The following is an 18,873-nucleotide window of genomic DNA, read 5'->3' as shown; positions in this document are numbered from 1 at the left end:
CCCCGCAGCTAGGGGTCGAACGTGCCGCCGATGTTGGAAAGCATCACGAAAGGTCGAGGGTCGCTCAGGCCGGCGTCGGTCCGGACGCGGACGCCGCCCGTGCCGGCCCCTGCCGGCACGATGACGGTGAGGGAGGTGGCGCCTCCCGCGCTCGGGGTCGCCGTGGCGCCGACGAACTCGACCGTGTTCCGGGAAGGGTCCGGGTGGAAGTTGGCGCCCGTCAGGGTCAGGGTGGCGCCCGCCGGGGCCGAGTCGCGGCTGAGGCTCACGAGCACCGGATCGCCCGAGAGGACGAAGGGCTCGGGGTCCACCGTGAAGGCGCCCCAGACGGCGCGTCCGCTCGGGGTGTCCACGGAGAGGAGGCCGGTTTTCGCCCCGGCCGGCACCGCACAGACGAGGCTCGTCGCTGAGACGGTCGCGATCGGCGCGCTCAAGCCGTTGAAGCGCACCGCGTTCGCCCCCAGGATCGGCCAGAAGTTGGTCCCGGTCAGGGTGACGGTCTCGCCCACCCGGGCGTGGCCCGGGGTGACGGCCGAGACGGTGGGGGGCGAGGCGATCGCCACCTGCCCCGAATGGCCCGGGATCACGAAGAAGGGCTGCGCCGTCGAGGTCCCGCCCGAGTGGGTGACCGTCACGTTGCCGGCGGTGGCCCCCACGGGAACCGTCACCGTCAACTGCTCCGAGGTGCCGTCGGCGGGCACGGCGACGACCCCGTTGAAGCTGACGTGGTTGTTGGCCACGATCGGGTCGAAGTTGGTCCCCGTCACCGTGACGACGGTGCCGGGCAGGCCCTGGGTGGGACTCAGGCCGGAGAGCATGGGCACGCCCTGCACCGCGGGGTTCGTCACGGCGGGGCCGTGCACGGTGAAGGTCCCGGCCACGACCCGGCCGGCGGCCACGTCCACGGTGACCGGCCCCGTCGTCGCTCCCTCGGGCACGATCACGTCGAGCCGGGTGGCGGTCGCGCTGGTGATGGTCGCGGGGATCCCGTTGAAGCGCACGATGTTGCCGGGCAGCCAGGTGCTGAAGCCCGTGCCGGTGATGGCGACCGCAAGGCCCACCGGGCCGCGCACCGGGGCCATGGCCGTCACGGTCGCCGCCTCGCCCAGGGCCACGGTGCCGCTGGTGCCCGTGAGCACCCCGAAGGCGAAGGGCAGACTCGGGCCCGCCGCGGTGCGGACCGTGACCGGTCCCGGCTGGGCGCCCGGCGGGATCGTCACGGTGAGCGAGGTCGCCGAAGCCGTCGCAGGAGCGGCCGTGGCGCCCACGAACTCGACGAAGTTGGCCCCCATGGCCGGCACGAAGTTGAGGCCGGCGAGCGTAATCGTGATCCCCGGCGGTGCCGAGGGGATGTTGGCCGCGACCACCACCGGCAAGCCGACGGCCAGGTAGAGCGGGTTGCTCGGGGCGGTGCCGCGGGTGACCTGGATGGGGCCGCTCTGCCAGCCCGCGGGCACCACGAAGGTGAGGCTCGTGGTGGTCGAAGCCGAAGCGGTGGTCGCCTTGCCGTTCATCCAGACGACGTTGGCGCCGGGCGAGACGTCGAAGCGCGTGCCCGTCAAGGACACGGTGGCCCCCGGCACGACCGCGAGCGGCGCGACCGACGAGAGGGTGGGCGAGAGCAGGGGGTTGAAGCCGCCGAGCAGGTTGGTCAGGACCGTGAAGATGATCCCGTTGCTGGTGCCGAGGCTGGTCGTGACGGTGACCAGGCCCGGGGTGGCCTCGGGGGGCACGACGACGACGAGCTCGGTCGGCGAGGCCGAGAGGATGGTGGCGACCGTCCCGTTGAAGGAGACGGCGTTGTCGGCCACGTTCGGCCCGAAGCCCTCGCCCAGCAGGGTGATCGTCATGCCGGGGCCGCCCACGTAGCTGCTCAGGCCCTGGAGCTGGGGGCGATTCGAGCCGCCGCCCGAGCCGCCGGTCGACAGGGTGTAGAGCTTGAAGACCGGGTTGTAGCGGATGCGGAACATGGGATCGCTGTCGTCTGCGATCGCCTGGTTCACCAGGTCCGTCACCTGGTGGAAGATCTCGTTGGTGATGCCGCTCCCTGCCGGGTCGAAGCTGCTCGCGGTCGGAGGCGACACGCTGTTGTCGGCCTGGCCGTGGGCGATGGAGCCGATGAGCAGGCGCGTGTCGATGTAGGGGTGGTAGGCGGTGATCACCGAGATGGCGGTGGTCTCCAGCGTGATGTAGATGGCCCCGCTGGTGGAGGTGCGGTTGGTCAAGGAGAGCCAGGCCCCCCGGTACACCAGGATGGTCCGCACGCGGACCCCGTCGCTGCCGGGCAGGTTGTTGTCCAGGCCCTTGATGGCTTCCAGGTAGTAGGGCACGTCCGTGCGCGGGCGCCAGCCGCGGGCGAAGCTGAAAGAGAACCCGCCCGTGGGGGTCGTGAGGGTGGTGGCGATGGTGTTGCCGCTGACCACGTCGATCAAGGAGACGGTCGCCCCCTTGGCCACGTCGTTCATGCCGGCCTGGGCGCGACGCACCCCGAAGTCGACCATCCCCGTGAGGGGCTCGAGGCTCGCGACCGTGCGATCGCCGACACCCGGACCACCCACAGCCGGAGGGGCCCCGCTGGGCGCTCCGAAGCACCCGGCGGAGAGCAGCAGGAGCATCGCACAGGCGATGCTCAGTAGTTGCCGCCCACTCCAGCCTTTCCTCACGTCGTCCTGCACCCCCTTGCGACCGGGATGTACCCCTGAACCACAAAACCCTGCTGACTAAATGAGAAAAACATCACTTATTCACAAAACTCACAAGATCCCAGAGGAACATGGCCTTCATCCGAAAAACAGGACCCCTGGCGATTCATATCCCCTCAACAGGGGGAAAGAATCCATAGACAACGCATGGACAACGTTAAAGAAGCGTCCAACCCCCGGGAGTCGTACCACCCTTGCTTCCTGGGGAACCTATACAAGCACTGACAAATTCCGACAAGCAATCTGTTGATGTACCAGGGAAGCCCAGCGGGTAAGAAAACATAACGCGTGACCGATGTCTCAGACTTCCAATCGCCCTGCGGACGATAATGGGAAGCGAACAGCCGGACGCAGAACAAAGGGGGGGCGCGTGAGAATTGGCCGCAAGTGGGGATTGGGCTTGCTCGGGATCGCGGTAGCGGGAACCGTCGCCCTGGTGCTGCCCGTCCAGGCCCCAAGCACCCCGGGCGATCAGACCTACGCCCTGGCGGCCATCCAGCCCGACCGCGCCGTCCAGCAGGAGGCGACCGCGCTCGCCAACCGGGTCGACACCGCCCTGCGGCGCAGCACCTCCCTGCTCTCCACCGTGGCCGAAGGGGACCTGAGCGCCTTCTCGCGCGAGCGCCTCGCCCTGAACGCGGGCAGTAGCCAGTGGCCCCTGACCCTCTTCACCGCCGTCCCCGGCAAGGGCTCCGAGTACACCCTCCAGCCCGCCGGCGAGCGCTACCTGAGCGCCGAGGACGTGAGCGACATCCAGCGCCGCGGGCCATGGGTCGCCGAGCGCCCCCAGCTCGCTGCCCTCATCGCCGCGGTCAACAGCCCGACCGGCCAGGTGCTCGCCGCGCGGATTCCCTTCTCCTACTTCTCGGAGGCGCTCGCGTCGCTGCCCAAGGCGGACGGTGTTCGCCACTACCTGCTCGACGCCCAGGGCAAGGCGCTGTCGAACGCGGCCGCGCCGAGCGGCGAGGACCGCGACTGGTGCCAGCAGCTCATCCGTGAGGGCGAGGGCTTCCTTGCAACCTCCGATGCTCTCTTCGCCGTCGCCCGGGTGCCCTCGACGGGCTGGGCCGTGGTCGTGCGCCATCCCCTGAGCGGGGTCAACCCGCCCCTGGCCCTCGACTCCACCTTCATGAGCGGCCCGGCCATGGTCTCGACCGCTCCGCTCGGCAGCCCCGGCATCCCCAAGGGGCTCGTCCTCTACCCGCTCGCGGGAGTCGCCCTCCTCTTCGGCCTCGCCCTGGTCGGCTGGAAGCAGCGCTGGCCCGGCCTCGAAGAAGGCCCCATCGCCTTCGGCGAGCACGCCCTGCGCCGGGTGACGGGGCCCTTGCGCGATCGCCTCAACCGGGGCCGCACCACCCCGCGGTCCTCGGGGCCCGAGGGGCTGGTGCCCTTCGCCGACGTGCCCTCGCAGCTACCGGCGGCCATCGCGGGCGACGACGTGGAGTTCCTGCGATCCGAGCAGGTGCGCAACCTCAGAGAGCTGTGGAGCCACACCGAAGAGCGCCTCTCGGGGCAACGCAACTGGGTGCGTGAGGAAGTCCGCAAGCTCCAGGACACGACCGCTTCGAGCGTCGGCGAGCTGAGCATCATCGTGAACCAGGCCGAGCAGCGTCTCGAAGACGCCCGGGCCGCCTGGGGCGACGTGCAGGCCTCGCTCCTGACACGAATCGACGAGGCCCGCACCGGGATCATGGACGAGCAGGACGCCCGCCGCGGCCTGGAGGATCGCCTCACGCGGCAAGAGCGCGGCCTCAACGACTCGCTCGAAGCTTTCGAGACCCGCTTCGGCGAGGGGCTCGAAGCCGCCGACGCGCGCCTGGCAGCGAAGCTCGCCGAGATCGACCAGCGCCTGACGGGCGAGATGGCGAGCCTCGGCGTGAAGCTCAAGGTGGAGCTCGCGGGGCTCACCGCCCGCACCGACGAGCAGCTCGGCTCGCAGGACACCGAGCGCGATGCGCTCCAGAGCAAACTCACCAGCGAGCTGAAGGCGGCCGAAAGCCGCACCGCCGAGCGCCTCACCACCCTCGACGAGCGGCTGGAGACCCTGCGCAAGGCGCTGCACGAGCAGCTTGCGACGAGCCTCGAAGCCGAGCAGACTCAGCGCACGGCCGGCCACGAGGCCCATGCCGCCCGGCTCACCGCGCTCGACGAGCGCCTGGCCAAAGAGGTCGCGGCGCTGCGCACCCAGTTCACGGGCGAGCTCGAAGCCGCACAGGCCCTCGCCGAAGCAGAGCGCGGGGCGCTCGCCGCCAAGCTCTCCGGCCTCGACGAGCGCTTCGTGACCGAGACCCGGGCCCTGCGCGATCGCCTCGACCAGGACCTCTCCGCCCAGCAGGCACAGGCAGGGCAGGATCTCGCATCGCTCGATCAGCGCTTCGACGCACGCGTCCGCGAGCTCGAAGCCCAGCTCGCGCACGACCTGGCCTCGACCGACGCGCGGATGCAGGAGGACTTCACCCGTCTCGAAGCCTCTATCGTGAGCGCCCGGGCTGCTCTCGACTCGCTCGAAGCGCGCGAGAGCGCCGACTCGGACGGCACGCGCCGAGCCCTCGATGCCCAGACCGAACGCCTTGCGACCCTGGAAGGCGCCCTCGCCCAAGCCGAGGCCGAGCTGGGCAGCGACCTCCAGAGCCAGGCCCACGCCGTGCGCGATGTCGAGCAGCTCATCCAAAGCACGGCACAGCGCTTCGCCGACGAGGTCACGGCCCTCGGTGCCAATGCCGAGCGCCTCGAGGAATCCCTCCTGGGCTTCGAGGAGCGAATCGCCGCCTACCGCAACGCGCTGGACGAGGGGCTCGCCACCCTCCAGACCGACCTGCGAGCGGATCTGAGCGCACGCGAGGCGCAGGGCCGAGAAGCCCTCGCCGAGCAGCAGCTTGCGCTCGAAGGGCTTCGTAACGAGCTGGACGCCGCCGTCGCCCAGGATCTGCCGCGAATTCGCGCCGACATCGAAGCGGTCCGCGGCCAGGTCGCCGAGCGGGTAGACGGCTTCATCCTGGACCTCGAAGCCCGGCTCGAAGCCCTCGACGCGCGCCTGATGGAAGCCGGCGAGCAGCGCCTCGCCTCGGGCCTCGAACACCTCGAGACCACCCTCGAAGAGCTGCGCGACGAGCTCGCGGCCGCCCAGCAAGGCCACCAGACCGATCTCGAAACCCTCATGACCGAGCTGGCGACGATCGTGGACGACGCCATCCCCGCCCTGCGGCGCGAGGTCGCTCCCGTCCGTACCCTCGACGAGCGCGCCCAGGCCGTCGAGGCCCGGACCGCCGCCTTCGAGGCTCGCCTCGCCACCTTCGCCGAGCAAGTAGAGGCGATGCAGGCGGAAGCCGCCGCCTTGGCCGAGCGCAACGAGGCGAGCGACAAGCGCCAGGCGACTCTCGAAACGCGCGTCGAAGGCCTCGCCGACGAAAGCCGGCAGCTCGACGGCCGCCTCGGCACGCTCGCAGACACCCTCTCGCCGCTGCCTTCGCGGCTCGACTCCCTCGAAGGGGCCCTGTCCCCGCTCGCAGGGCGCCTCGAAGCGGTCGAAGCGGAGCTCAAGCAGTTCGACGCACGCTGGGATTCGGCCCAGGGGCGCCTCGACTCGCTGCTCAAGGAGGCCGACACCGGCCTGCGTGGAATCGGCGAGGACCTGCGCCGCGAGCAGGGCGCGCTGGACAAGCGGCTCCAGGAGGCCGAAGGGCGTTTCCTCGGCAAGTTCGAAGACCTCGCCACCCGCACCGGGGCGGTCGAAACCCTCGCCAACCAGCGATTCGAGCAGGCGCAAGCAGCACTCGGCAGCCTGGAAGCGAAGTTCGAGAAGAGCCAGCAGGCCACCGAGAGCACCCAGCGCCTCAGCGGCGAGCTGGGCGGGCTCAAGGGCCGCCTCGAAGGCCTCGCCCTCGCCCACGGCCGCCAGCAAGAGGCCTTGAACGCGGCCCTCGCGCAGCTCGGCAAGTTGCAGCAAGAGGTCGGTACCAATCGCCAGGACCCGGCGCTCACCGGCAAGGTCGACGACCTGACCGGCCTGGTACAGCAGCTGGCCGAGCAGAGCAGCCTGCTTGCTCAGGCCCTCGACGCCAACACCGCGGCGGCCGCGCGCACCGAGACCTGGATCCAGGAAGAGCTCGGCAGCCTGCAAGCCTCGCAGGGGCAGGCGCTCACCGCGCTCGAACAGGAGAACGCGGCCCTCAAGGCGAGCCTCGAAGCGATGCGCGAGACCCAGGACGCTCTCTCGCACCGCATGCACATGGTCGTGCAGGTGCTCAGCAAGCTCTCGAAATAGGCAAAATTCAAGCGGCCCCACGGTTCAACCGTGGGGCCGCTTGAATGATATGACGTGCGTCAGGGGGTGACGGGTTCGGTCTCGTCCACGACCTGCTCGCGCGGCGGGCGCTTGCCGAAGTACTGGTACAGATCGCAGCGGATGTTGCCGTTGTAGAGCTTGCGCTTCTTGTGGGCGACCCGGTCGAAGAGGCGCTCGAAGCCCACGTGCGGGGTCAGGACGTAGATGCCCCAGGTGTCCAGGGGCGCGAAGACCTTGCCCATGTCGCGATAGAGCTGGTCGACTTCGGGCTTGTCCCCCAGGCGCTCGCCGTAGGGCGGGTTGGTGATGATGGTGCCGTACTTCTTCTTGGTCTGGAAGTCCTTGAGGGCCTTCTTCTCGAAGAAGATGTCGTTCTCGAGGCCCGCCTCCTTGGCGTGGTAGCGGGCGGTGCTCAGCACCTCGGCGCTGATGTCCGAGCCGTAGATGCCCCGGATCTCCGCGTCCCGCCGCACCAGGTCCTGGGCCTCCTGCTGGGCCTCGGCCCAGACGCCCTTCGGGACCACGCGCCAGTCGGACGCGTCGAAGTCCCGGTTGAGGCCCGGCGCGATGTTGCGCGCCATGAGGCCCGCCTCGATGGGGATGGTGCCCGAGCCACAGAAGGGGTCGATGAGATAGCGGTCGGGATGCCAGCGGCTGAGGGTCACGAGCGCCGCGGCCATGGTCTCCTTGAGCGGAGCCGGGGCGGTGAGCTTGCGGTAGCCGCGCTTGTGCAGGCCGATGCCCGTCGTATCGAGGGTCAGCGTCGCCACGTCCTTGTGGAGGGCCACCAGGATCCGGTAGCGGGCGCCCGTTTCGGCGAAGACCTCGCGCCTGTAGCGGCGCTTCATGGCTTCGACGATGGCCTTCTTGACCACGCCTTGGCAGGCGGGAACGCTGCTGAGCTGAGAGAGGTGGCTCTTGCCTTCGACGGGGAACATGGCGTCTTCGGGCATGAACTCTTCCCAGGGCAGGGCCTTGGTCTGGTCGAAGAGCTCGTCGAAGGTGCGCGCCGGGAACTCGCCCAGCTTGATGAGGACGCGCTCGGCGGTGCGCAGCCAGGTGTTGGCGCGGGCGACCCCCGACCAATCGGCCTGGAAGGTGGCTTTGCCATTCTCGACTTTGACGTCGTCGTAGCCGAGGGCGCGGAGTTCATGGGCGGCGAGGGCTTCGAGGCCGAAGGCCGTGGTCGCCACCAAGGTCAGGTCTTTCTTCATCCCCCTATGGTAGCATTGGAAGCATCATGAACAAGCAAAAAGGTCTTTTCATCGCCGTCGAGGGCATCGACGGGATGGGCAAATCCACGCAACTCGCCCAGCTCGAGCAGTTCCTCGAGGCCCAGGGCTTCCCCGTCAAGCGGACCCGCGAGCCGACCGACAGCGTCTACGGGCGTGAGATCCGGCGCATCGCGGCCGAGGGCCGGGACGGCATCACCCTCGACGAGGAATTGAATCTCTTCATCCAGGACCGCGCGCTGGATGTGAACGAGAACATCCTGCCCGCCCTCGAAGCGGGTGCGGTGGTGCTCGTCGATCGCTACTTCTACTCGAACATCGCCTACCAGGGCGCGCTCGGGATCGATCCCGACCACATCCGCGCGCTCAATGCCCACTTCCCCAAGCCGGACCTCGTCCTCATGCTGGACGCGCCGCCCTCAACCGGGATCGGCCGCATCCGCGGCGGGCGCGGCGAGGCGAACAACAAGGGCTACGAGCAGGAAGAGTTCCTGGTGAAGGTCCGCGAGATCTTCGCGGCCATGCCGGACGCCAACATCGTGCGGGTCGACGCCAGTCGGGATCTGGCGACGGTCACGAACGAGGTGCGCGCGCTGGTGATGGATCGCCTCGCCGCACGCCGGTAATTCAAGCTTCCAGCTTCTTTTCCGCGAACTGCTCGCGGTAGAGCTTCGCGTACAGGCCGCCCCGCGCAAGCAGCTCGGCGTGCCTCCCCTGCTCGACGATCCGGCCCCGCTCGACCACGAGGATCTGGTCCGCGTGCAGGATGGTCGAGAGGCGGTGCGCGATCGCAACCGTCGTGCGGCCCTCCATCAAGGGCGTGAGCGCAGCCTGGATCAGGGCCTCCGAGTGGGAGTCGAGGGCCGAGGTGGCCTCATCCAGGATGAGGATGCGCGGCGACTTGAGGATGACCCGCGCCAAGGCCAGGCGCTGCTTTTCGCCGCCCGACAGGCGGTAGCCCCGCTCACCCACCGTGGTGTCGTAGCCCTCGGGCAGACTTGCGATCATCTCGTGGATGTTGGCAGAGCGGCACGCCGCGACGATCTCGTCGTCCGTGGCCTCGGGCTTGGCGTAACGGAGGTTCTCCTTGATGGTGGTGTGGAACAGGAAGGGCTCCTGGGTCACCACCCCGATCTGGGCCTCAAGGCTTTCGAGCGTGAGATCGCGAAGGTCCGTGCCGTCCAGCAGCACGCGCCCCTCGGTCGGGTCGTAGAAGCGCGGGATCAAGTAGCTGATGGTGGATTTGCCCGCCCCGGAGGGGCCCACCAGCGCCACCAGCTCGCCCGGCCGCGCCTCGAACGAGACGTCTTGCAGCAGGGACCGATCCGGCCGGTAGTGGAAGCCCACGTGCTCGAACGAAAGATGGCCCTCGGAGGTTGAAATCGCCCGCGCTCCCGGTCGGTCCTGGATGCTCGGCACCAGGTCCAGGACGCCGAAAAGGCGCTCGAAGACGGCGATCGCCGACATGACCTCGACGTGCACGTTGGCGAGCGCCGAGACCGGCCCGTAGAGGCGACCGAGATAGGCGACGAACGCCACGATGGTCCCCACCGTCAGCGCCCCCTGCACGATCAGGTGCGCGCCGTACCAGTAGATGATGGCGGGCCCCAAGGCCGAGAAGAGGCCAAGCGTCAGGGTGAACCAGCGCCAGACCAGCGAGCGCCGGATCTGGATATCGCGCAGGTCCCGGCTCAGCGTGGCGTACTTCGAGCGCTCGCGCTCTCGGTTGCCGAACACCCGGCGCATCAAAAAGCCGTTGATGCTCATGGCGTCCTGCACGTAGGCGGTCAGGTCGGCCTTCTTCTCCTGGCTCTGGGTGACGATGCCCTGGCGGATACGGCCCACCCAGCGCGCGGGCAGGATGAAGAGGGGCAGGATGGCGATCGCAAGCAGCGCGAGCCGCCAGTTGAGCGTGAAGACCACCACCAGGGTCGAGACCACGATGAACAGGTTGTTGGAGATGGCGACGACCGTGTCCGAGAAGACGTCCTGGAGGTCATTGACGTCGTTGTTGAGGCGGCTCGTGATCTCGCCGGGGCGCGTCGCCGTGAAGTAGGCCATGGTCTGCTGCTGCAGCCGCGCGAAGAGCGACAGGCGCAGATCGAGCATGATGCCCTGGCTGATCTTCTCGTCCAGGAAGGTCTCGAGCACCCCCAAGAGACCGGCGGCCAAGGGCGCCAGGATCATGCCCAGCGCGAGCCAGTTGACCAGGGCGAGGTTGCCGTGGGGCAGGGCGTCGTCGATGAGGGTCCGCAGCAAGAGGGGCGGGATCAGCCCCAAAAGGGCCGAGACGGCCACCACCCCGAGCGTGGCCGCCACGAGAGCGCCGTAGGGTTTGAAGTAGCGCGCGATCCGCTTCAGGTGCGTCCGCGACAAAGTCGCCTTTTCGCTCTGTGCCCCGATCCGCCACGATCCGTAGAACCCACCGCCTCCGATCAACGCCTCGTCCTTTCGTCGTGCCTTGCGCCAAAGGGTATTGTAGGCCCATTGCGGGCAAAGCTCGACACCGGCCTGGTTTTGTTGGATGCTGATAAAGGGCCTTTCGGCCCCTGTGCCCCATCCTCACCGGATCTGGACCTACGCCATGCTTATCGGAATTCTCGGCGCCCTCATCATCATCGGCCTGATCTGGGTCGGCCTCGCCGCCATGCGCGACCCCGAAGGGGGCCTCGTCGCCCAGGACCTGCCGGCCCTCATCATCCCCAAGGCCGCGCTTTTGGACGCGACCCAGGCCGAGGTCTTCAAGCTGCTGGAGGGGCTCGCCGCCCGCGAAGGCCTGGTCATCTTCCCCAAGGCGCGCCTCGAGAGCGCCTTCGACCCGGGCCGCCTCACCCACACCGGCTGGCACCGCATGCGCCAGGCGCCGGTGGACTTCCTGCTCGCCTACCGCGACACCCTGGCCCCCGCGGGGCTCTTGCTCATCGAGAACGGCACCAAGGCCAACTACCTCGAAGAAGAGAACCGCCAAATGAAAGAGAGCGCGATCGCCGAATCCGGCGTCCCGCTCTTGAAGCTTTCCCTGATCCCCGGCGAGCCGCTCGACGTGGCCGCCGAGGAAGTGCTCGCCTGGGTGATTGGATTGGGGGCGCGCTACTCCGAGGGGAGCAGGACCCAGGTCGACTTGTTGTAGTCGAAGAAGACCATCGAACGACGGATCTTGTTGCCGAGCTCTTCGTAGGGGACGTAGGGCTCGGCCGAGCTGACCTCGTTGGTCTGGAGGTTGGTGCCGACGCAGTACTTGACGCCTTCGAGTTCGAACAGGGTCATGCACAGGGTGCGCTTTTCACCCTCGACGTACCAAAGCTTGTTGTCCGCCACGACGTAGCGAACGTTGGGGTGCTCGGCGGCGAGCTCGGCGGTCCAGGCCTCGGCGAGCGAGTCGTCCCAAGTGAACACGTCATGGCCGCAGTAGCGGTCCTGGTCGAGCAGCTTGGTCACGACGAAAACGCGGGCCTGCCCTTCGGCGTCGGTCTCCTTGACCAGCATCCCGGGCTGTAGCTCTTTGCTCTTCAACTTCAAACGGCCTCCTCAACATATTGTCTTGCGGGTAGGGCAACTGGCGAAACGGGGGGTGCGGGCGAACGCGACCAGGTCTCGGCGACGGGTGGGATCGATCTCAGCTAGATTGTATCCATGTTCAGCAGCCGCACCACTTCAGTGTGGATGAAAAAGATCGGCACGGTTCTCCCCTCTTGGGAAGTCCGCGCAGGGCGCGCCTATTAGGAATGGCGTCACGAAACCATTATAGGCCATCAGGGCCCCAACTTGCGACCTTTGTTCGGCCTGTTACGTAAAGATTAACGAATCGTTTGCCGCCACCAGCCGCGCAGCGGTAAAATATCCACCTTGCGCGCCATGCCGCCCCGTACGGAAAGGACTCCCCTCGATGCTTGCGACCGACACCGCCTTTGAACGCCCCACCGAGTTCACGCCCGCCTTCGTCCGCGCGGCCTACGCACGCCTCGAAGCGGAGCGGCGGACGCTTGCGAGCGACGCGGACTGGGAGGCCTTCTACCTGCGCTGGAACTCGCTGAAGTGCCTGATCTCGGGCGAGCATGCGCGCCGCGTCTACACCGAGGCCCAGGACGTCTCCAACGCCGAGGCCGAAGAGGCAAGCCGCGTCATCCGCGAAGAAGTCGTCCCGGTCGGCGAGGAGCACGACGCGGCCATCCGCGCGGCCCTGCTCGAATCCCCCAGCCGCCCCCACCTGGAGGCGCGCTTCGGGAAGCTGCTCTTCTCCCAGTTCCAGATCGAGCACGAGGCCTTCGCCGCCCCCAACATCCCGCTCAACGTCGAAGCGGCCGATCTTTCCACCCGCTACGAGCGCACCCTCGGCACCGCCGAGATCGAGGTGGACGGCGAGACGCTGACCCTGAGCCGAGCGGGCGCGCTCCTGACCCACCCGGACGAGGCCAAGCGCAAGGCCGCCTGGGAGGCGATCGCTGCCTGGACCTTCGCCCACGGCGACGAGTTCCACGGCATCTACTCGGATCTCGCCGGCCTGCGCCAGCAGATGGCCGAGAACCTGGGCGAGGCCAACTTCATCCCGGTCGGCTACCGCCGCATGCGCCGGCTCGACTACGGCCCCGCCGAGGTCGAGACCTTCCGCGAGGGGATCAAGCGGCACATCGTGCCCCTGCTCAAGCAGTTGCGCGCCAAGCAGGCCACCATGCTCGGCCAGCCGACCGTGAAGCCCTGGAACATGGCCTACTTCCCCGGCCTCTCGCTGCCCCCCGGGGTCGCCCCCATCGGCGAGCAGTTCGAGCGGGCCCAGGTGCTCTTCGACCGCCTTCACCCCACGCTCGGCGGCCACTTCAAGCGCATGGCCACCGAAGGCCTGATCGACCTCGAAAATCGTCCCGGCAAGCGCCCCGGAGCCTTCTGCACCTCCTTCGACGACACCAACCAGGTCGTCATCTTCTGCAACAGCACCGGCAACGAGGACGACGTCAGCACCCTGACCCACGAGATGGGTCACGCCTTCCAGGGCTGGGAGAGCCGCTGGATCGTGCCCCTCGAGCTGCGCTGGCCGAGCATGGAGGCCTGCGAGATCCACTCCATGGGCATGGAGTTCCTGGCCCTCCACGAGCTGGACGCCTTCTTCGCCCCCGAAGACGCCCGCAAGTTCCGCAAGCTCAAGCTGATCGACACCCTCACCATGCTGCCCTACATTGCGGTGGTCGACGCGTTCCAACATTGGGTGTACGCGCATCCTGGGCATTCCCCAGAAGCGCGCGACGCCGAGTGGGACCGCCTGTGGGACGAGTACCTGCCGGGTGTGGACTTCGAGGGGCTCGAAGCCTACAAGGCGGTGCGCTGGAAGCGCCAGGCCCACATCTTTGCCGACCCCTTCTACTACATCGACTACGCGATCGCCGAATCCGCCGCCCTCCAGCTCTGGCGCATGGCCGAGAAGGACCGCGCTCAGGCCATGGCCACCTACATGGAGCTGTGCCGGATCGGCGGCAGCCAGTCCCTGCTCGACATCTTCCGCTCGGCGGGCCTCGTCTCGCCCTTCGACCCCATGGTCTTCGCGCCGGCGGTCGAGGCGATCGCCGCCGAACTGGAGCTGAACTAGGCCCCGATGACCGACGCGCCCACCCCCGATACGATCCGCGAATGGCTCGCCCAGACCCCGCTGGGCGAGCTCGCGGACGAGATTGCCCGTCGCCTGGCGGAAGCCCATGCGGCCGGCTACCGTGACGGCCACGCGGCCGGTCGCCACCTTGCGGCCGAGCAGCGACAAGCAGCCTACCAAGAGGGTGAGGCGGCGGCGACCCAGCGTGTGACCACCGCCCACGAGCGCCAGCGCGCCGAGTGGGAGACCCTCGTCACGGCGCGCGTCGCCGCGGAGTTCGAGCGCAAGCAGGCCGAGTGGGAGGCCACCCGGGCCGAGGCGACCCTCAAGGAAGCCGAAGAGCGGGGCCTCGCCTTCGAGCGCCTGATGCGCGATCGCGAGCGGACCATCGAGCTGCGGATGCAGGCCCAGCTCGACGAGGCCCGCCGCAAGGGCTACCAAGAGGGCGCGCAGCTCGGCCCCCGGCGTGGGCTCGGGATCGAGGGTTCGCGCAGCTGGGCCCTTGGGGTCATGCACCTGAGCGACGAGGCGACCCTCGACGAGATCCGCCAGCGCTTCCGCAAGCTCTCCCTGCTCATGCACCCCGATCGCCAGCCCGGCCTCGATGACGCCTACATCAAGAACCTCCAGCGGGCCCGCGATATTTTGGGGGGCTGACGCGGCTCCCTCACGCCTTTCGTCGAAGTTGACTAAAAACCTCCGTTAAGCTCGCATAGCGATTACCCTCGCTTCCCCGCTCATGATGGGTGGCACGACCCGGATGCGCCGTCATGCCACGAGGGGAGGTAGCGCCATGCAGCTTACGATCGTCGTTTATTCCGACCGTCCCACCTTCAAGGCCATGCCCCTGATCCAGCGCCTCTTCACCCAGAGCGTCCGCGACCTCGACGTACTGCTTGCCTGCACCAGCCCGCCCCTCGACCTCGAAGCCGTCCAGGCAGAGTACCCCGTCACGCTGCTCGAGTTCCCGACGGGCAGCAGCACGAGCGCCATGCTCAACGTGGCCTTCGCCCGCAGCCAGACCGAGCTCGTCGTGACCCTGGACGGCAGCTGGATGCCCCGCGACGACAAGTGGCTGCTCGCGCTCACCCGGCACTTCGGCTCCAACCCCCAGGTGGTGGCGGTTTCGGGGTGCGACTTCGACCCCTCGCGCGTCTCGATCCGCGCCCCCTGGTACGCCCAGGACCTGCTCGACTTCCTGGCGGCTCCCGACTACGGCCTCAACTTCGCCAACGCGGCCTTTCGGCGCGATGCCTGGCGCACCTGGGCCTTCGAGAACTCCGACGCCGTCAGCGCCGACAAGCGCTGGGCCTACCAGGCCCTGCAAGCGGGCAACTGGATCGTGATGGACTACGACGCGCGCTGCCACCAGGGCGAGGCTCCGAGCGACGAGGCTCAGTTCCGCCGGTACTGGGCGCTCAATCTCTCCTTCGGCAACTTCATCCAGGCCCGCGAGGACCTCAAGGGACTCTGGCAACAGGCGCTCACCGAGTGCTGGAGGTATCGCTCAGTGGCCCCCCTCCAGCGCCTCTACCGGATGGAGCAGCTCATCCGCCGCCAGCGCTACTGGCGTCCCGGGGCCGCCCAGGCCCTGCTCGCCCGCGAGCACTTCGCTCGCGGCGGCAAGTGGGCGGTCTAGTCTCAAGAGCGGGCGTTGCCTCCTCATTGGACGAGGGCTAGAGTCGCAGCGGGGGGAACACCCCCGGCGCGACCCCTGCTCAGGAGGAGGAACGATGGCTGAGAAGAGACGTTCGACCACCGGCAAGCAGCCCGTCGAGAAGGCGGGGATGACCGTTCGCGAAGCCGGCCGCAAGGGCGGCCAGAAGACCGCCGAGACTCACGGCCACGAATTCTACGCCGAGATCGGTCACAAGGGCGGTCAGAAGACCTCCGAGACCCACGGCCCCGAATTCTACGCCGAGATCGGCCACAAGGGCGGCCAGAAGGTCCACGACCTGATCGAACGAGGCAAGAAGCGCACCAAGGAATGATCGCAGCGAGCCGGCAGCACCCGGAGCAGGTCGTGACCTGCTCCGGGCGTTTACGATCAACCCGCTCTCGCGCTATGCTGGAAGGCTATGAGAACCAAACGCCTTGCCAAGCAACTCGTCATGCAGGATCCGCGCGTCCTGCCCTTCAACCCCGAGACCGAGCAGCCCACCTGGGCTGACGTCTTCGGCCGCAAAGCCCCCCTCCACCTGGAGGTCGGCATGGGCTCGGGACGCCACCTGGCCCATACGGCCAAGAATCAGCCCGAGACCAACCATGTAGGCCTCGAGAGCAAGTACTACCGCGTCCTGAAGGGGACCTGGTGGGCCAACGAGCTTTCGATCGACAACACCCGCTACCTCTTGGGCGACTGCTATGAGATGGACGAGGCCTTCGCCGCGGGCGAGGTGGACGCCATCACCATGCTCTTCCCCGACCCCTGGCCCCGGGCCAAGGGCGATCGCTTCCGCCTGACCAACCCGACCCTGGTCGAGCGCTACAAGCGCTGGCTCAAGCCTGGCGGGTACTTCCACTTCCGTAGCGACCACGAGCTCATGTTCACCTACTCGCTGGAGCGCTTCCGCCGCGCCGGCTTCGAGATCGAAGTGAGCGTTCCCATCCAGCGGGTGCAGTCGGACTTCGAGATGCGCTTTCTCTCCAAGGGCCTGCCGATCTACGGCTTCGTGGCCCGCCGCCCCCTGGACGCCTGACGACGACACGTTCCAAAAGTCGTCCCCCTCACGTCAGGGGGACGACTTTTGGACACTCATTTTTGATTAGGGGCTGGCCCCCAATCCCGGCGATCGGGGTTGGGGGCCAGCCCTCTAATTTAGTCATAGCAAGGCTTTTCAGGGAATTCCTCACGATTTCTTCATCGAAAAAATGACCTTCCGACAATAGAATACGCTTGTCCGTTTTTGGGCGGAGAGCGCTCATTTTAGCAAGCCATCGGTCCGCCTTTGCGGACCGGTTTCGACTGTGGAGGTTTGTCCTTATGACAGCAACGCGCCTGGGGATGGCTGCGCTGGGGCTCGTGACCCTGGCCGGCTGCGTGTACGTTCCCCTGGGAACCCTCTCAAAGGTCCCCACTGAGGCCCTGGCCACCGCCGGCAACCTCGCAGTCACCGTCAAGCCCCAGCTCGCAGCCGGCGGCTACACCGTGCAGGCCCCCGATCCGAGCATCGTGGAGCCCTACAAGCCAACCGACGTGAACCACGTGGTCGTTCAGCTCTACAAGGTCTCGAACGGCGCCGAGGTCGCGCTAGTGGACGCCAAGGGCCTTCCCAAGCTCTACGATCTCGCTCCTGCTTCCTTCAGCGCGCCGCTCACCTTCAGCGGCCTGAGCCCGAACACCACCTATCGCTTCAAGGCCTTCGCCTTCAAGGCGACGGGGCTCTCCGAGGCCGACAAGATCAGCGTGGATGCAGGCTCCTCGCTCGAGGTGGCCCTCACCAACGACCAAACGCCCGGCGTCCGCACGGTGCCCGTCCAGCTCATGGACAAGCCCTTCGACGGCCGCGTCTCGCCCGCCCTCGACATCGCCTCGGGCAGCCTCACCATCGAGGACGAGGACATCCTTTGGGAGGATCCCCGCTGATGAAATACGCACGCCATCTGCTCTGGGGCGGGGTCACCCTGCTCGCGGGCTGCGCAGCCCTCCCCTCGGCCCTCACCACGGCGCATCAAGCGACGTTGCAAATCATGCCCCAGGTCATCGCGGGTCGCCGTGTCCAGGTCTCCGATGCTCAAGGCTACACAGCGGCCGATATCCACCACTTCAAGGTCCGGCTCGACAAGCTGGCCGGTGATGTCGTCGATCCTCAGCACTCGCCGATCGTCGTGACGAGCGAAGGCAGCACCGCGAACAAGGGGCTCACCATCACCAGCCTCGCCTCCAACACCAGCTATCGGCTGACGGCTTTCGCCTACAAGGCGGCCGATGAGGGCGCCGAGAGCCTCATCAACGACCCGGCGAGCTCCTCGGTGAAGGTGTCTATCGGCACCGGGCAGAATGCGGGCCACAAGACCTTGCCCGTCGCCCTGATCAACAAGCTCTTCAGCGGCACGGCCACGGGCTCGCTCTCGCTCACCGAGGGGCAGTTGGTCACGTCTGACGCCCAGGTGAAGTACGGCGCGCTTCTCAATACCCTCTTGGCCACGGACCTCGTCACTCCAAACGGGGTGGCCTACGACTCGTCCGGCAACCTCTTCATCGCCAGCAACACGCGCATCTTCAAGATGGACTCGAACGGCGTCGTGACGCCGTTCGCAGGAAGCGGCACCAGCGGCAGCGCCGACAGCCCCAACCGCCTGCAAGCCACGTTCAGCTACCTGTGCGGTATCGCCATCGATCCCAACAACAACCTCTACGTCTCAGACGGCAAGCTGCTGCGCAAGATCACCTCAGAAGGCGCGGTCAGCACGCCCGCAGGCGACATCTTCGCCATCACCGATGGCGATGGCACGGGCCCTAACGCGAGATTCGGTTACATGTACGGGCTCGTAGCGGATGCTGACGGCAACGTGTACGGCGCGGATGCTACCAGCCACAAGATTCGCAAGTTCACCCCGAGCGGCAACGAGATGACGATGACCACAATTGCAGGCACTGGGAACAGCACGGATCTCTTCGGACCGATGGGGCTTGCAAGGGATAATGCCGGTAACCTCTACGTGAGCGACACCGCTAACTATCGCATCCGCAAGCTTCCCTTCAACGGCAGCAGCTTCGGCCCCCTCGAAACATTCGCGGGCGGCACCAACGGTGGAACCGACGGCGTGGGTACGAACGCCAGCTTCCGCAACCCGAGGGCGATCACCATCCTCAGCAACGGATTCATGCTGGTCGCCGACGGCCAGGATAGCAGTTTCTTCGCGTACTACCCGGCCTTCTTGCGGCTGATCTCGCCTTCGGGCAGGGTGAGCACGGTGGCAGGCCGCAATGACTTCTTCGCGATCTACCCCGACGGGCGCGGCTCGGATGCCGGCCTCGCCGCGTCTTATGGCCTCGCCGCTCACCCCACTGACGGCACGGTCGTGATGACGGATCGCTTCTTCAACCGCCTTCGCAAAGTGAGCTTCTAAGAG

14 protein-coding genes are annotated in these 18,873 nt (G+C 67.5%); 10 read left to right on the top strand and 4 right to left on the bottom strand.

All coding sequences use genetic code 11. From position 1 onward, the window contains the following. Positions 1–8: 8 nt before the first annotated feature. Positions 9–2,663 carry an IPT/TIG domain-containing protein gene (locus tag J7643_17240; protein ID MBO9542338.1) on the bottom strand — a complete coding sequence of 885 codons (2,655 nt, stop codon included), beginning with the start codon at positions 2,661–2,663 and terminating at the stop codon, positions 9–11. Positions 2,664–3,072: 409 nt separating this feature from the next. Here J7643_17240 and J7643_17235 point away from each other — a divergent pair, with 409 nt between their 5' ends. Beyond that, entirely contained in the window at positions 3,073–6,966 is a 3,894-nt protein-coding gene (locus J7643_17235; protein MBO9542337.1) for a hypothetical protein, read from the top strand. A gap of 59 nt (positions 6,967–7,025) precedes the next feature. Here J7643_17235 and J7643_17230 read toward each other — a convergent pair whose 3' ends face one another. Continuing rightward, the gene (locus J7643_17230) at positions 7,026–8,201 is read right to left on the bottom strand and encodes a class I SAM-dependent RNA methyltransferase (GenBank protein ID MBO9542336.1); all 1,176 of its coding nucleotides are present in this window, start codon (positions 8,199–8,201) and stop codon (positions 7,026–7,028) included. A 26-nt stretch (positions 8,202–8,227) separates the two neighbouring features. On the opposite strand from J7643_17230, the gene tmk reads away from it, so the two are divergent. Next, positions 8,228–8,845: a dTMP kinase gene (gene tmk / locus J7643_17225; protein ID MBO9542335.1), complete on the top strand. Its 618-nt coding sequence runs from the start codon at positions 8,228–8,230 to the stop codon at positions 8,843–8,845. A 1-nt stretch (position 8,846) separates the two neighbouring features. Here tmk and J7643_17220 read toward each other — a convergent pair whose 3' ends face one another. Further along, on the bottom strand, positions 8,847–10,595 hold the full coding sequence (locus J7643_17220; protein ID MBO9542334.1) for an ABC transporter ATP-binding protein: 1,749 nt from the start codon (positions 10,593–10,595) through the stop codon (positions 8,847–8,849). Positions 10,596–10,803: 208 nt separating this feature from the next. On the opposite strand from J7643_17220, the gene J7643_17215 reads away from it, so the two are divergent. After that, a complete protein-coding gene (locus tag J7643_17215) occupies positions 10,804–11,349 on the top strand; it encodes a DUF2726 domain-containing protein (GenBank protein MBO9542333.1) in 546 nt (181 codons plus the stop codon). On the opposite strand, the gene J7643_17210 is transcribed toward J7643_17215, so the two are convergent. After that, entirely contained in the window at positions 11,310–11,738 is a 429-nt protein-coding gene (locus tag J7643_17210; protein MBO9542332.1) for a hypothetical protein, read from the bottom strand. The genes J7643_17215 and J7643_17210 overlap by 40 nt on opposite strands. 367 nt (positions 11,739–12,105) lie before the next feature. Between J7643_17210 and J7643_17205 the strand changes: the two genes are divergently transcribed. The 7 genes from J7643_17205 (at position 12,106) to J7643_17175 (ending at position 18,870) form a co-directional block, all read left to right on the top strand. Beyond that, positions 12,106–13,797: a M3 family oligoendopeptidase gene (locus tag J7643_17205; protein ID MBO9542331.1), complete on the top strand. Its 1,692-nt coding sequence runs from the start codon at positions 12,106–12,108 to the stop codon at positions 13,795–13,797. 6 nt (positions 13,798–13,803) lie between these two features. Continuing rightward, on the top strand, positions 13,804–14,454 hold the full coding sequence (locus J7643_17200; protein ID MBO9542330.1) for a DnaJ domain-containing protein: 651 nt from the start codon (positions 13,804–13,806) through the stop codon (positions 14,452–14,454). Positions 14,455–14,590: 136 nt separating this feature from the next. Beyond that, positions 14,591–15,436, top strand: coding sequence for a hypothetical protein (locus J7643_17195; GenBank protein ID MBO9542329.1), 846 nt, complete (start codon positions 14,591–14,593; stop codon positions 15,434–15,436). Positions 15,437–15,530: 94 nt separating this feature from the next. Further along, on the top strand, positions 15,531–15,788 hold the full coding sequence (locus J7643_17190) for a general stress protein (protein MBO9542328.1): 258 nt from the start codon (positions 15,531–15,533) through the stop codon (positions 15,786–15,788). A gap of 87 nt (positions 15,789–15,875) precedes the next feature. Further along, positions 15,876–16,496 (top strand): tRNA (guanosine(46)-N7)-methyltransferase TrmB, encoded by a 621-nt coding sequence (gene trmB / locus J7643_17185; GenBank protein ID MBO9542327.1) that lies wholly within the window; start codon positions 15,876–15,878, stop codon positions 16,494–16,496. 284 nt (positions 16,497–16,780) lie between these two features. After that, on the top strand, positions 16,781–17,383 hold the full coding sequence (locus J7643_17180; protein ID MBO9542326.1) for a hypothetical protein: 603 nt from the start codon (positions 16,781–16,783) through the stop codon (positions 17,381–17,383). After that, on the top strand, positions 17,383–18,870 hold the full coding sequence (locus J7643_17175) for a hypothetical protein (protein ID MBO9542325.1): 1,488 nt from the start codon (positions 17,383–17,385) through the stop codon (positions 18,868–18,870). Before J7643_17180 ends, J7643_17175 begins: the two co-directional genes overlap by 1 nt. The last annotated feature ends 3 nt before the right edge of the window (positions 18,871–18,873 follow it).

This window comes from bacterium, from assembly GCA_017744355.1.
GTDB lineage: Bacteria > Cyanobacteriota > Sericytochromatia > S15B-MN24 > UBA4093 > JAGIBK01.
This window is presented reverse-complemented; position numbering and strand designations above follow the sequence as displayed.

What these genes read in the sequence shown, in the direction of transcription:
- J7643_17195 (MBO9542329.1), top strand. Translation starts at nt 14,591, where the DNA reads ATGCAGCTTACGATCGTCGTTTATTCCGACCGTCCCACCTTCAAGGCC.
- J7643_17190 (MBO9542328.1), top strand. Translation starts at nt 15,531, where the DNA reads ATGGCTGAGAAGAGACGTTCGACCACCGGCAAGCAGCCCGTCGAGAAG.
- J7643_17230 (MBO9542336.1), bottom strand. Translation starts at nt 8,201, where the DNA reads ATGAAGAAAGACCTGACCTTGGTGGCGACCACGGCCTTCGGCCTCGAA.
- J7643_17205 (MBO9542331.1), top strand. Translation starts at nt 12,106, where the DNA reads ATGCTTGCGACCGACACCGCCTTTGAACGCCCCACCGAGTTCACGCCC.
- J7643_17180 (MBO9542326.1), top strand. Translation starts at nt 16,781, where the DNA reads ATGACAGCAACGCGCCTGGGGATGGCTGCGCTGGGGCTCGTGACCCTG.
- J7643_17175 (MBO9542325.1), top strand. Translation starts at nt 17,383, where the DNA reads ATGAAATACGCACGCCATCTGCTCTGGGGCGGGGTCACCCTGCTCGCG.
- trmB (MBO9542327.1), top strand. Translation starts at nt 15,876, where the DNA reads ATGAGAACCAAACGCCTTGCCAAGCAACTCGTCATGCAGGATCCGCGC.
- J7643_17215 (MBO9542333.1), top strand. Translation starts at nt 10,804, where the DNA reads ATGCTTATCGGAATTCTCGGCGCCCTCATCATCATCGGCCTGATCTGG.
- tmk (MBO9542335.1), top strand. Translation starts at nt 8,228, where the DNA reads ATGAACAAGCAAAAAGGTCTTTTCATCGCCGTCGAGGGCATCGACGGG.
- J7643_17200 (MBO9542330.1), top strand. Translation starts at nt 13,804, where the DNA reads ATGACCGACGCGCCCACCCCCGATACGATCCGCGAATGGCTCGCCCAG.